This is a genomic window from Viridibacillus soli (genome assembly GCF_016612995.1).
GTDB classification, from domain to species: domain Bacteria; phylum Bacillota; class Bacilli; order Bacillales_A; family Planococcaceae; genus Viridibacillus; species Viridibacillus soli.
The window spans coordinates 1-12,683 of sequence record NZ_JAEOAH010000013.1; the positions used below are offsets into that span (position 1 = coordinate 1).

The window sequence follows — 12,683 nt, forward strand, 5'->3', positions numbered from 1 at the left end:
TGAAGCGAAAAATAGTGAGTTGAAAAATCCGCATGGGTACGATACGGCCCAATCAGCGGGTCTATTTGGCATGGAAATTCAAGGTGCCACAATAATATTCGCTGTGAATCTAAAGCGAATATTAAAGCTATTAAATGAAAAAGAGTAAGGAATAGGCAATGAAATAAGGCACTCTCTGTTCAAATCGAACAGAAAGTGCCTTATTTTTATTCAAAAAACAATTCCATAGTTAAAAACGTAAGTTTTTCAGTGGCCTCGTATTATACAGGAGTCTTTTATTTCAGGCATAAATTGCAGTATCTTCATTTGTAAAACAGCTCACCTTTAAGGGCACAATATACTGTGTATTTATTTATTCCTTTTTATTGTTTCCCACATTTCTCTCAATAAGCGTAAATCTTCTTCCTTAGATTTTGGTAGCTCTTTATACCACTTCTGTAAGTCGGGACTATTTGCAAATGCTTGGAAATCTTCTTCATTCTTATCTACGAGTGCTGAATTTTGGAAATTAGATCTACCAAGGAGGTGATCTGAAGTACATTCAAGAACATTTGATAATTTCAAAAGTTCTTCATCTTTTATTGGACGATTCTCAGATTCAATACGGTTCATTACACTTGGATTGAGCCCTACACGGCTGGCCAATTCTCTTTGACTCCAACCTTTTTTTTCTCGCAATAAGATGATTCTCTTTCCTATGTCCATTAAGCCACCACCTTTCTTTAAAATATAATATTTCATCTTCTTAGATATGTTAATTCTATCATGTGCTAACTTTAGAATTAAAATTATTACTAAAATAACAACTTTAACTTGCGTTTCTAAAATAGCAATGTTATATTTTGGTTACTTGCTAAAATAGCAATTTATAAAGGGGGTTACAAAACTATATTCAATTTAAACATTACATTTTAAACCTGTATTGAAAAATAAAGCTCTATTTTTCTAGATTAAAAAGGCATGTTCTTTTAATTTAAGTAATCATACAAATATATGCTAATTCTAACTAGAGTTATATTTACTATTCTATCTAAATGATTGCTGAAATAGCAATTGTTTTTATTAGAACATTACGGGGTGTTGATTCCAGTCAATGGATTTAAAAATTATATTATTTGATATTAATTTCGATTATTGGAGAAATAAGAACCTATTTGATGAATAACGGATTTTGATTGATTACGAAGAATAGCTAAAGCTAAATAATCATTACTGACGTTTAGCAGGTCTTGGGTAGCAGTTAGAATATTCTTGAAATAATTATTTAATCACAAAAAAGATTCCCAGATGTAATAGTAGGGTTGTTGAATATAAATGAAATTATAAAATGTTCTATTTAGAAGGTCGAAATAATTTTCATGATTATAAGAAGTATCATAAGAAACAAACACTATTTTGAAAGCAAGAGGATTGTTGAGATGAAATTAACTTTATTTAGAGAAGAAGATTTTGAAAATGCATGTAGAGAACAAAAGATTATTGAACAAATACCTGATGAACTAATTAATCATACCAAGCAAGGCAATTACGCAGCTGCAGAGCTTTGTGCAGAAGAAATAATCGAATCTATAAGAGAAATACGTAAAATGCAAGGCGCAAAACGTGAACATGATAAATTAGTTCAGTTAGTTGAAAACTTAACTAGACAAGGGATTGAAATAGAGTTGGTAAAGATAAATGCATCAAATTGAATCATTATGGTTAGTGCTTTCCGAAAAATGAAGGACGAATCGTTTCATATTAGGTTTATCGTTAAGGATGACATTTATATAGTAAAAAATTATAGGAATTATAATTCGAGAACCTTTCACTAGAATAATAATGGTTCAAGAAAATATTGTAAACATTAGGGAGATTAGAGAATGATTAAGACACACTCAATTTATTCATCAATAGACACTAAATTAAGTGAAGAAATCAATGATTGGTTAACTGTTAATTTAAGTATAGAAGTTATTGATATTAAGTATGCATCGGTAATGGATGAAGAATGTAATCTATATGAATCCGCACTGATTATATACAATATGATTGAGAATTAATTGAAAAAGAGTTCATGAAGGTTAATTATATGGAAATGGTTTTAGAAGCATGTTCTCACTTTTTGGGAAATTCACTGTATAATTTTCAGCTATTTAATTGGTAAAAAAATATTCGGTGAGTATCAGAATAGATTAAAGCTGAAAATTTATCAATTTTGAGTTTTGTATATCATGCCAAAATTATCCACATTCCAAATCAAGAGGTGTAATCTTATTACATATATTTTCGACAAGGATTTAATTTAAAATATTAGCTACAGAATGAAATGAAGAAGAAAGTAAAATTTTTTTAGGGGATAGACTATTGGATATAGAAACAAAAAAAATAGAAGTTGATACAAAAACCTTAACTGCAAAAATCGACGCTAGTGAGAACAAACTGGTGTATATTGTGGAAGATGGTAAAGTTGAAGCAATACCTTTACCAGCTTACGGTATCTTAGAAATTCCATGCCAAAATTATAAAATTGGAAATCCAGCATATAGAATTACGGTAAAAAGAAAATAATTGCTTAGTCGAAAAATCGAGAGCATCAGATAAACGTGTAAAAGCGTTTGTTTGGTGCTCTTTTATATTTGAAAAAAGGTGGTTATTAAATGAATTGGGCACATGATTTATTAATTGAATATTCAAAAGGTAAAAAAGAATTACAACGTATGAAAGGTCAACTAAAGGAAGATGAGCGTGAAGTTGAAAAACAAATAAATAGCATGATTGATAGTATGACTTTTGCAATAAATTGGATGGAAACAGGTAGGAACCCTGATTCACATCGTGGTATTGATAAAAAATCCATTTATCATAAGCAATTTTTTGAGAGCATAGATGTCATTCCAGATATCACTGATCAGCTATATGATATAGATTCAAAACAGTTGTATATGACTAGTGAAGAAAAAAGCATACTTGCGGATATATTTATTTCTTGGTCATTAAAAGAACGTCATTGTTATATTGAGCATGTTGTTAATAATAAAAGTTTACAAACTATCGCTAATGATTTGAATATAGGGAAAAGTACAGTTCAAAAGTATATTGAGCGGGCAAAGAATAAAGTGAATAATCGGGTTTTCTAAGCGGTTACTGTCGTACGTTGTCGTACGTAGTTCATATATGTGAGGAGGTATTTTTAAGTAAGCTAAGTTTTCATTTCAAGAATCTCTTTATTCAGCTAAAACATTTTCAAAGTAGCAATAAGTAATATTACAGTATTTATAAAGGGAAATGGTGAAAATTGTAAGGTGGAAAAATGAGATTTTTGAATTTAGTATTTATCATGAGAAAAGCTTATTCAAATGTTATTTATTGAGATAGGAAGTAAAAAGTTGAAGAGTTTGAATTAAAGAAATAGGAGGAATACAAATTATGGCATATGAAATGATGAATGGGGCGCGTCCAGGTTCTTCAAGAAATTTAGTAATTGGACCGGGGCTTATTACGCGAGGATTTAATCCAATTACATTTGACCCAAAAGACCGTTCTACTTGGGGCGAATACATTGGAGCAACTAAAGGTGGTAATGAAATTAGTGTCGAAACAGAGTGGCATTCTGTTGAAGTAGATGGTGCACTTGGTACTATTGATAATATGGAGTGGTTAGTAAAAGCAAATGCAAAGCTATCTACTAATATTCTAGAAATGACAAAGGAAAATCTTCAATTAAAACTACCTGTATTCAATGTTACGTCTCATGATGATAATTACGATATGATTCGTCATAATGGTTCAATTGCACCTAGTAGCTCTGATACATTAGCAATTTTTGGCTCAATTACAGGTAAATCCGTACCGGTTGTATTTGTATTAGAACGTGCCCGTTGTATTGATTCTTTCAATTTGCCTTTAGGTACAGGTAAGGATGATATTGTATTAAAGGCAGAGTTTGTAGCTCGTTATGCTGAAGATAACTTTACACGTATTCCGTTCTATATACTGTATCCAAAAGGTGGCTCTAATGTTGTTGCACCAGTTGCGACACCAGCTCCTGGAACATATTCAGAAGCACAATCAGTTAGCTTAAATGCAGCTGTAAATCACGAAATCTACTATACATTAGACGGCTCATATCCTACTCCAAGCAATGGGATTAAGTATAAAGGGCCAATTACAGTTTCAACGACTACAACGATTACTGCAGTTGCTACAAAAGGTCACGATACATCTACACCAGTATCATTTGCATATTCAATTGATCAATAAAAAAACCCCCTTTAAGGGGGTTTTTATTATTAGGGGGAATCACAGTGGACACACTTATCGGTATTGAAAAAATGGTTATTATTAACGGTGAAGAAATAAAGATTAAGCAACTTGGTTTAAAACACCTATTTAGATTTGTATCAATTCTCAAAAAAGCAAAGATTGTTGGTTATTTCATGCAACTGATGACGGACTTAAATTCCGTTGAAGAGGAAACAGAAGAAGAAAAGAGAGTGAAATATTTACAAGTTGTTTTTAATTTAATCTTCGAGTTGGTTGAAGCTGAAGGTGAAATTTATGAATTTATAGCATCAATTGTAGGTAAGAAAAAAGAAGATGTTGAGAATATGCCATTAGATGCATTTGTTAAAGTAGTTGAAGCCGTCTTTACATCCAAGGATTTAACGGATTTTTTCTCGGCGGTCCAGAGAGTTCTAAGCAAACAAACGGACCAGAAAACAGTTTAGAAAACAACACTAATACTAATGAAATAAACCCCTTGGAGGACTCTGATACACTCTATCGAGCAATTGATCGTGTACAAAAGCGTTATAAGTGGACTGATGAATATATTGTTGAAATGCCTTATTCTCGTCTACTCCAACTGATGGTGGATACTGCTTTATGGGAAACTGAAAAAAGCCGTGAAGAATATCGTAAACAGGCATTTTTAACATGGCGAATTGAAGGAATGTTTGCAACGGAGACCATTCCAACATTTGAAGAATACTGTAATGAATTTGGGTTTGGTGATGTACAAGTAGAAAACGAAACTGAAATTACATCATCACAAGAAGCATTAGATTATATTGATGAGTTATTCAATTGTGCTCCATTAAAAGATAGAGAGGAGGATGGAATTGTCAAATAATACTGGCTTTATAGGTTTAGTTGAAATGGTTGGAACGACTATTATTGAAACTGCCAAGCATTTGAAGAAAATGGATAATCTAGAGAATAGATCATTACTATTGGCAAATAAGCTAGAAGAAAAATTAAAAGAGATTTCAGATATTATTACACAGATAGAGTCTAAACCCCATATTACTGTAAATATGAAAGATGCAAAAGAAAATATTAATACATTAAAAAAAGCTTTAGATGTGATGTTTGATAAAGTGGTAGCTAATAGACATTTACAAATCGATACAACCAACGCAATTACTAAAATAAACACATTAAATACTAAAATAGCAGCACTTGAAATTGCTATTAAAATTAATACTTCGCAAGTAAAAACGCAGATAAATCAAATCAAGGACCAAGCTAATGCGTTAAACATTATTTTAGAAGACAAAATCATTAATATAAAAATATTAAGCGATAAAGGTTTTAGTAATTTAATTAAAAGTTTTGATACGTTTGGTGCCAAATTAGATGGATTGTATTCGAAATTAAATATTCTTAGTGAAAAAATAGCAGCCATTGATCTTCAAGCGGCTATTAAATCTTATCCAAGTTCTGGATCAATAGATCAGCAAACTACGCCGAATGGTACTCCACCAGCGAATAGTCCTCCAACTAGTACCAGCTCAGGCTCATCCTCAGCATCAAATATTGATTTGGATGAATTATCGAAGTTAGAGCAATTAAAATTACTCGGAGAACAATTGAACGAAATTGTAACTCCTGTACTTTTGGATATTTCAAGTAAGTTTGGAGAAGTTGTTAAGGATGCTGAACAAGGTTGGGGCAAATTTGCATCACAGACACTCATGAATACTAAATTGATGGGTGAATATAAGAACCAAATATCGGATGTTTCAGCTGAAACTAGACAATCGCAAGAAAAAGTTGGTGGGTTATTCGCAGTTTTACATAACGAAATGGGTAAAACTAAGAGTAATATTGCAAACTCTGCAAAAATTGGCTTAAACTTCGCAAAAGTTTGGGACGTTGATGCTGTAAGTGCTATCTCATCTGTAGATAAAATTTCAAAGAAACTAGGAGTTTCGCAAGGTCAAGCTGCGGATATCATGGCCGCTGCAATGAAAAAGTATCAAGGTGATATTAATAAGGCTACCGAAAGCGTAATGGAGAACCAAAACGCATGGAAGAAGACTGGTAAGGTATTAATTGACGGTCAAACCGCGTATCAAAAAATGGTTAATAGTATAGATGGTGGGGGTCTTGCTCATTTAGAAATAACAGTTGGTAAACTTGGTAACCTGTTATTAGAGTTATGGAAAGCTCTAGAACCAACTGTTATCAAAGTTGCTGATGGACTGTCTATACTTTTTGATAATCTAACAGCCTTCCTACGAGCTCATCCGGGCATAGCTAAAATAGTTGCTGATTTCGGAGCGTTAGCAATAGGTGTAGCATTAATTACTTCGAAATTATTACCACTAATAGAAGTATTTGATACTGTTTCTGGATTATTTGGACTCACTGGGACGAATTCTGAGAAATTAAAGACCATATTCTCTAAATTAGGAAAAGTCCTGATGGGGGTCTTTCGATTAATAAAGAAATTATTTGGAGGTATTAAAGGTGTACTTGTTAATTTCTTGCCAATGTTGTTGCCTTTACTAACAAATCCTCTTGTTTTGTTAGGTGTAGCCATTATAGCTGCTTTTGCTATTGTTGCTCGTTATTTATACAAGAATCGAAAAGTGCTAGGCCAACAAGCAGGAAAGATTGGAAAAGCTATTGTAAATGGTCTTATTAAAGGTATTAATTTCATAAAAAAATGGAATCCTATTTCACTTTTTAATAAATATATAATTAAACCAATAAAAAAGCTTTTCGGAATCAACTCACCATCGAAACTATTCTATAAATTTGGACGTTGGATTGTGGAAGGTTTAGTGAACGGGATAAAAGGTGCTGTAAAGTTATTAGTAAATATTTTTGCACCATTAGGCATAGCAATAAAAAATTTCTTTAACAGTATCCGTCGTGTTTTAAGTCGGTTTGTTCGCTCTATAACTAGTTCTTTAGGACGTATTAGAAAGGCATTTTCTCGGATGGCAACATCTATTTTCAACTCGATAAAATGGGCTTTTAATGGGATATATAATTTTATTATTAAAGTTATGTCAAATGTTTGGGGTTTTTTATCTAGAATATTGAGACGTATTCGAAATTTTTTCTCAACAATTCTGGGCAGTATATTAAATAGTGTTGTGACTGTATTCAACAGCATTTATAGCAAAATACGTACAACTCTATCTAACGCCTATAAGTATATCCAAAAAATATTTGGTAAAATCGGTTCTTTCTTTATTGGGCTAGCTAAAAAAGCATGGGACTGGGGTGCCAACATTGTTGAAGGTATCATAGGCGGTATAAAAGATAAGGTTTCTGGTGCAGTAAGTGCTATTAAGGAATTGGGTGGAAAAATCGCAGGTGGCTTTATCGGGAAAATGATCATCCGTTCACCTTCTCGTGTAATGTACGAGCTTGCTTCATTTATTCCTGATGGCGTACGCAATGCTATTCTTGATGGACGAAAACGTGTTGGTAAAGCTACGAGAGACCTCGGTAACTCTATTAAAGATAATTTTATTCCAGATGTAGAGGGCGTTCGTTTCGACACTAGTAACGTATCAACGGCAGCAATCATACAATCATCGATTTCACCGAAAATACGAAATGCTGCCAAAAAAGTAGATTTTAAAAATAGATTGAACGGCAAGAAACCAACGTCAATCAAAGATACAGGAAAACAAGTAAATGTCGGGGATGTACATGTACATGTCAAGAAAGCTTCGACTGATGCAGATATCGATTTCCTAAATACAGCGTTAACAGACAGGATTAATAAGGAGGTCCGACGTAAAGAACGATGAAAACAACATTATATACGAGAAACCAAGAAGTAATAATGTATGATCCACAACAAACTGTTTGTGAGGGGCCCTCTGCAACCTGGTTTTCACGGACTATCTCAGTGGCTAGCGATAAACTAGTCATGATTGCGCTCGACTTTGCTTGTTCTGTTGCGTTAACAGCGACTGGTGAAGTAAGAAAATCACAAATGATAATTGTTGTTAAAAATGTAGACACAGGAAAAGTTGTAGAACGTATGAAGGTGCGAGGTTCAAGAACATGGACACGTGCCTTTTTTCCATTAGATCATGGCAATTATCAAATCGGTTTTATAACAGACGAAAATTATCGTAATGCCGACAAAGTATACATGAAAGACTTCTATTACCATGACTATATAGTATCACCAAACATTGATGCAATTGGTTCTTTAAAGCCACCAAAGCAACTTTCTGGTATACAAACTTTCGATACCTTAGAAGGTACGATGAGGTTGCAACGTATCGGAAATAAGGGTTGTGAAATCGAAATGACTTTGTATTTTAAAACCGAGTCACAATATAGAAATTTTGTACGCTCAAGGCACGACAGTTACATGGTTCTTGAATGTAACTATGGCGTTTATGGAGGGTATTTGGCTGGAACAGAGAGTGATCCGAGCACCGATGGACCATTACGATTATTACGTGTTAAATTACTATCTCCACAACGAGCTGGGGTGGGGGTTGATGGCATGTGAGAAAAACCAATCAAGCACTAATAAGGGCACTCACAACACAATTCCAGAGCGGTAATAACAATTTTCGAAGTCCTTCTGAATATGTAAATATTAAACGGCCGATAACAGCTGAAAACTTTTTTGTCAGTCAAGGAAGACTGCCAAATATTATAAGTATTGAGATCGATGAGGATATAGATACGACAGCGAAAAGCTTTACAATCGTTTGTTCGAATGAAGACGGGCAGCTATCTCCGGATTACAAGGAGGGGAAGTTTGGTGAACGCAGATTAAATTATCAAATCCCACTTAGCTCACCTTGGCGTAATGTACTAGTGCCAGATACTGAACTTGAAATTAGTCTTGGTTATGGCGACAACCAACTAAAAATGTTGATTGGCTCTATCGATGAAATTAGCATTAGCGCTGATGGTCGTACCATTACAATCAATGGCCGTTCAAATTATAAAAAAGCACAAGTAAATACATGTATGCCAAAGTCAAAAAAATACATCATCGATGATGTAGATATAAATGTTGGTGTGGCTATAAAGAAATTCTTAGATCATGTTAATATTCCAAATGATATTGAACCAAATATTAAAGAGCCATTCACCGGTATGAGCTATAAAGTTGGTGAGAAAATGGGAATCAGGGGCGAATATCCGCACGATCACGTCGGTAATATGGCTTTTACAACTTATTACGCACTAATTGAAAATTCGAACGGTAAAGTAAAATCTAAAAAATTACCAGATTTTAAAAAGTTAGGTAAGGCAATCGTTACTTTCGATGATTATATCGATTTAACGGAAGCAGATTATTCAATGGACAACAATGAGGTTTTTGATACGATTACCGTCGTTTCAAAGTCCAAAGAATATGAAATTGTGAATGGTAAACGTAAAAAAGTTACACGTACCATAAAAAATCGATTTACTTCAGCCAAAATTCGTTCGGATATATTGCAAGGCAATCGACGTGAATTGATTGTTGAAAGTGGCTGGGCAAATACGCCGAAGAAACAATTTAATACAGCAAAAGCGCTATTTACAAAAATGGTCATGGGTTGGAAGCGTCTCAGTATTGGCGTCCCAGCTTATTTGCCGTTGGAATTATTAGATGTCGTGTCTGTCCGTGAACGCATTACACAAGTGAATAAGCGTATGTATGTACGCGGTATTCGTACCTCTTATTCGGGTACAGGATTAACACAAGTAATTGAACTAGCCGATAACACAAGATTTGATTTAGACATTGTAATGCCGCCACCACCACCACCTAGTGATATGCCCGAATTTAGTACTACTGAAAGCCGTTTAATAATCAATATATTCGACTTCAAAATTGAAGATGGTGATCGTATGGATATTTATTTAAACGGACGTAAGATAGTAAACAACTTATTTGTCCGAAACAAGGGAACCGATATTAAGATTGACCTTGAAAAAGGAGCAAATGTAATTAAATTTGTCGGCATATCTGCTGGTAAGCTTCAGAAATTAACAGCAAGTTTCAAAGTGGCAGGTGGTTCAGGAAATATTATTTATCCAGCTGGCAAGTTACCGAGTTTAAATATGCCACGCGAAAATATAGCCTCTGAGAGTACAGGACGTTATATCACAAGTAAAAGACCTGTTCGAAACTGGGTCATTCATAGAGTGTAAGAGGTGAGGAAATGACATCAAGACGCGATAATACGTACACGCCAGTCAAACGGATGATTGAAAATAGTATCCGAAAACGGTTATTAACAGGCGGTTTGGATACAGATACAATCAGTAAAATGAAAGATGATGACACGATTGAAGGTGTAACTCTTCACTACGATGAAAACAGCCGGTTAGCGATGGTGGAGGGTGATGAGCGACAGCTTGCTACGCTTACATTTGATAATGAAGGATTATTAGTATCAGTCCAAGATGAGGATATGATAACCGGAGAAGTCATCGATTGGAATCTATATTACACAGAAAATCGATTAGTCCAAGTTGTCCCCGATATTATTTCGGAAGGCGATGAGGAAGAGGATGATTTCGAAGAAGAAGTATTTAACGATACAAGCGGCGGTGAAGATATAGATGAGCCAGACATCGATTTAAATCCAATATCAGATAATGAGAGCGAACATGACTTCTCAGATGATGAAAGTGAGGATATTTGATGGCAAAACAAGGATTTATAACCACTTATACAGCAGGTGGGCGATTTGATGCACCTTTTTTTCCGACTTTGACAGAGCCATTCATTAAAGGTATCAGAATTGTAGTAAATAAAAACGACTCATTTGTTACTAACACATATACAATTACGAAGAAATCTGAGTTAATCAGCATCGCAATAGCTTGTGATCGTTACGATGATTCTGATAACTGGGATTTAGTTGTAGGAGGTAAGACGATTGTCGAATCCGTTTATACGAAAGAGCTCCCAGAGGGGCTTTTTTTAATGGTTGCACATCCTCTTAAATCGGGAAATATAGTCGAATTACGTTATAAAAATAATTCAGGTAGATCAAAAAATGTTTATATTAACTATCAATTTTTAATAGGAAAAGAGTGATAATATGCCATACATTAAACCAGTATTTTTTCAAGAACAAAGCCTTGCAAATGATCTAGTCTCGTTAGCCACTAAAAATGGATGGGTAAAAGTAAAGACATTCCATAAAGCTTCATATACATTTACAAGCTTTTTTTATGGTACAGGAAGTTTTACAGAGCCAGATGAAGTTGTATTTCCAATCAAAATTACTGAACATAACATTATTAGAAATAGTGTAGGTGATTTGTTCGGTATCGCACGCATTTGCGATAGATCATATAAATACAGAGACTTACCTATGAAATTTAAAAGTGGATCTATTCCTGACCAAGCTAAACTAAATTCTGATGCTACATTACGCCAAGAATTACATGAATGGATACACGATCAATGGGATATAAAGTACATTGATACATCCAAAATTTATGTATATATGCTAGATGAAGTGCCTGACGTAAAGGAAAATGCAGAAATCACATATCCTTCATCTTCTGTAAAAGCTGTCGACGTATTAGATATTGAATTGCAAGATTATAAGCCTTACAAGGAAAAATATGGCCCTGGATACTCGTACAATGAAATTGCAAATCAATCGAAAATGATGCAATCACCAATAACGCCTATTTCAACACGTGAAACAGGTACAAATAATAATGGCTGGCTAACTAACTGGTGGCCTGACTCATATGTGAAAGTGGAAGGATATATCGATAACGAAGTATTAGCATTAATGATACGTGCAGATAGTGCACCAGCACCATTTGATAATCAAGTACCATTGATTCCTTTGTATTTTGGCTCGGTCGTATCTTTGAGTGCAAGGGATACAGAGACTGCAGCATTATTTGCAGGTACAGCGACTAGTTTGCCAAATTACAAATATGATGCAACAACACCACATATCGCAACGAGTAACATTCTAATGCCATTAAATAAAAAATACCCTCAATACCCAGGTAATGGGATTGATAATATCATTGTAAAGCGCGGAATTCAAGGTGCTTACTATCAGGGGTATTACTTCAAAATATATAGTGGTCCTGAGCTAATGCCACCAGATAGAAAAGATAATGCGGGGCGTCAATTTGTAAGTGCATGGAAAAACGAACAGAACGACGAGTACACATATCCTCCGAAGTCATCGTATACGGATAATGCAGCAGTAACAAGAGCGCATATTACGCATCCGGATGAACGTGACCGAGGTTATTTAAAAAAGTTAATAATTGCGTCATCCGTTGGAATCCGTAACGGTACAAAATTAAAACTTAAAAAAATTGCTTGTCCAGATGTATTTGAATACTACAAATATTTTGTAGCCGATGCAGTATCACCCATAACAAAACGCCCTAGTGTTGTATCACGTCCAATGGGATTAGCTATTTACGAAAAGGAGACAAATTAA

General features: G+C 34.3%; 14 protein-coding genes. 13 read left to right on the top strand and 1 reads right to left on the bottom strand.

Going from position 1 to position 12,683, the window contains the following annotated elements; all coding sequences use genetic code 11:
• Positions 1-348: 348 nt before the first annotated feature.
• Complete coding sequence (locus JFL43_RS10595; protein WP_200749040.1) at positions 349-705, bottom strand: helix-turn-helix domain-containing protein; 357 nt, start codon at positions 703-705, stop codon at positions 349-351.
• Positions 706-1,418: 713 nt separating this feature from the next.
• On the opposite strand from JFL43_RS10595, the gene JFL43_RS10600 reads away from it, so the two are divergent.
• The 13 genes from JFL43_RS10600 to JFL43_RS10660 all read left to right on the top strand — a co-directional run bounded on the left by JFL43_RS10600 (position 1,419) and on the right by JFL43_RS10660 (position 12,683).
• Positions 1,419-1,691 carry a hypothetical protein gene (locus tag JFL43_RS10600; RefSeq protein WP_100796229.1) on the top strand — a complete coding sequence of 91 codons (273 nt, stop codon included), beginning with the start codon at positions 1,419-1,421 and terminating at the stop codon, positions 1,689-1,691.
• A gap of 171 nt (positions 1,692-1,862) precedes the next feature.
• Positions 1,863-2,042: a hypothetical protein gene (locus JFL43_RS10605; protein ID WP_200749041.1), complete on the top strand. Its 180-nt coding sequence runs from the start codon at positions 1,863-1,865 to the stop codon at positions 2,040-2,042.
• 304 nt (positions 2,043-2,346) lie between these two features.
• Positions 2,347-2,550 carry a hypothetical protein gene (locus JFL43_RS10610; RefSeq protein WP_100796230.1) on the top strand — a complete coding sequence of 68 codons (204 nt, stop codon included), beginning with the start codon at positions 2,347-2,349 and terminating at the stop codon, positions 2,548-2,550.
• A gap of 89 nt (positions 2,551-2,639) precedes the next feature.
• On the top strand, positions 2,640-3,119 hold the full coding sequence (locus tag JFL43_RS10615) for an RNA polymerase subunit sigma-70 (RefSeq protein WP_200749042.1): 480 nt from the start codon (positions 2,640-2,642) through the stop codon (positions 3,117-3,119).
• Positions 3,120-3,408: 289 nt separating this feature from the next.
• A complete protein-coding gene (locus JFL43_RS10620) occupies positions 3,409-4,242 on the top strand; it encodes a chitobiase/beta-hexosaminidase C-terminal domain-containing protein (protein ID WP_100796232.1) in 834 nt (277 codons plus the stop codon).
• A 44-nt stretch (positions 4,243-4,286) separates the two neighbouring features.
• The gene (locus tag JFL43_RS10625; protein ID WP_100796233.1) at positions 4,287-4,709 is read left to right on the top strand and encodes a hypothetical protein; all 423 of its coding nucleotides are present in this window, start codon (positions 4,287-4,289) and stop codon (positions 4,707-4,709) included.
• A gap of 32 nt (positions 4,710-4,741) precedes the next feature.
• Complete coding sequence (locus JFL43_RS10630) at positions 4,742-5,113, top strand: hypothetical protein (RefSeq protein WP_200749043.1); 372 nt, start codon at positions 4,742-4,744, stop codon at positions 5,111-5,113.
• Positions 5,103-8,036: a hypothetical protein gene (locus JFL43_RS10635; protein ID WP_200749044.1), complete on the top strand. Its 2,934-nt coding sequence runs from the start codon at positions 5,103-5,105 to the stop codon at positions 8,034-8,036. The genes JFL43_RS10630 and JFL43_RS10635 overlap by 11 nt, the downstream gene beginning before the upstream one ends.
• Positions 8,033-8,755, top strand: coding sequence for a hypothetical protein (locus tag JFL43_RS10640; protein ID WP_200749045.1), 723 nt, complete (start codon positions 8,033-8,035; stop codon positions 8,753-8,755). The genes JFL43_RS10635 and JFL43_RS10640 overlap by 4 nt, the downstream gene beginning before the upstream one ends.
• Positions 8,752-10,401: a hypothetical protein gene (locus JFL43_RS10645; protein ID WP_200749046.1), complete on the top strand. Its 1,650-nt coding sequence runs from the start codon at positions 8,752-8,754 to the stop codon at positions 10,399-10,401. The genes JFL43_RS10640 and JFL43_RS10645 overlap by 4 nt, the downstream gene beginning before the upstream one ends.
• An 11-nt stretch (positions 10,402-10,412) precedes the next feature.
• Positions 10,413-10,898, top strand: coding sequence for a hypothetical protein (locus tag JFL43_RS10650; protein WP_200749047.1), 486 nt, complete (start codon positions 10,413-10,415; stop codon positions 10,896-10,898).
• Positions 10,898-11,296: a Low copy number virion structural protein gene (locus JFL43_RS10655; RefSeq protein WP_200749048.1), complete on the top strand. Its 399-nt coding sequence runs from the start codon at positions 10,898-10,900 to the stop codon at positions 11,294-11,296. Before JFL43_RS10650 ends, JFL43_RS10655 begins: the two co-directional genes overlap by 1 nt.
• Before the next feature lie 4 nt (positions 11,297-11,300).
• Positions 11,301-12,683 (top strand): hypothetical protein, encoded by a 1,383-nt coding sequence (locus JFL43_RS10660; protein WP_200749049.1) that lies wholly within the window; start codon positions 11,301-11,303, stop codon positions 12,681-12,683.

Bases quoted from the DNA above. Each gene is read 5' to 3' on its own strand.
- JFL43_RS10615 (WP_200749042.1), top strand. From the start codon at position 2,640: ATGAATTGGGCACATGATTTATTAATTGAATATTCAAAAGGTAAAAAA.
- JFL43_RS10650 (WP_200749047.1), top strand. From the start codon at position 10,413: ATGACATCAAGACGCGATAATACGTACACGCCAGTCAAACGGATGATT.
- JFL43_RS10660 (WP_200749049.1), top strand. From the start codon at position 11,301: ATGCCATACATTAAACCAGTATTTTTTCAAGAACAAAGCCTTGCAAAT.
- JFL43_RS10605 (WP_200749041.1), top strand. From the start codon at position 1,863: ATGATTAAGACACACTCAATTTATTCATCAATAGACACTAAATTAAGT.
- JFL43_RS10620 (WP_100796232.1), top strand. From the start codon at position 3,409: ATGGCATATGAAATGATGAATGGGGCGCGTCCAGGTTCTTCAAGAAAT.
- JFL43_RS10595 (WP_200749040.1), bottom strand. From the start codon at position 705: ATGGACATAGGAAAGAGAATCATCTTATTGCGAGAAAAAAAAGGTTGG.
- JFL43_RS10655 (WP_200749048.1), top strand. From the start codon at position 10,898: ATGGCAAAACAAGGATTTATAACCACTTATACAGCAGGTGGGCGATTT.
- JFL43_RS10600 (WP_100796229.1), top strand. From the start codon at position 1,419: ATGAAATTAACTTTATTTAGAGAAGAAGATTTTGAAAATGCATGTAGA.
- JFL43_RS10640 (WP_200749045.1), top strand. From the start codon at position 8,033: ATGAAAACAACATTATATACGAGAAACCAAGAAGTAATAATGTATGAT.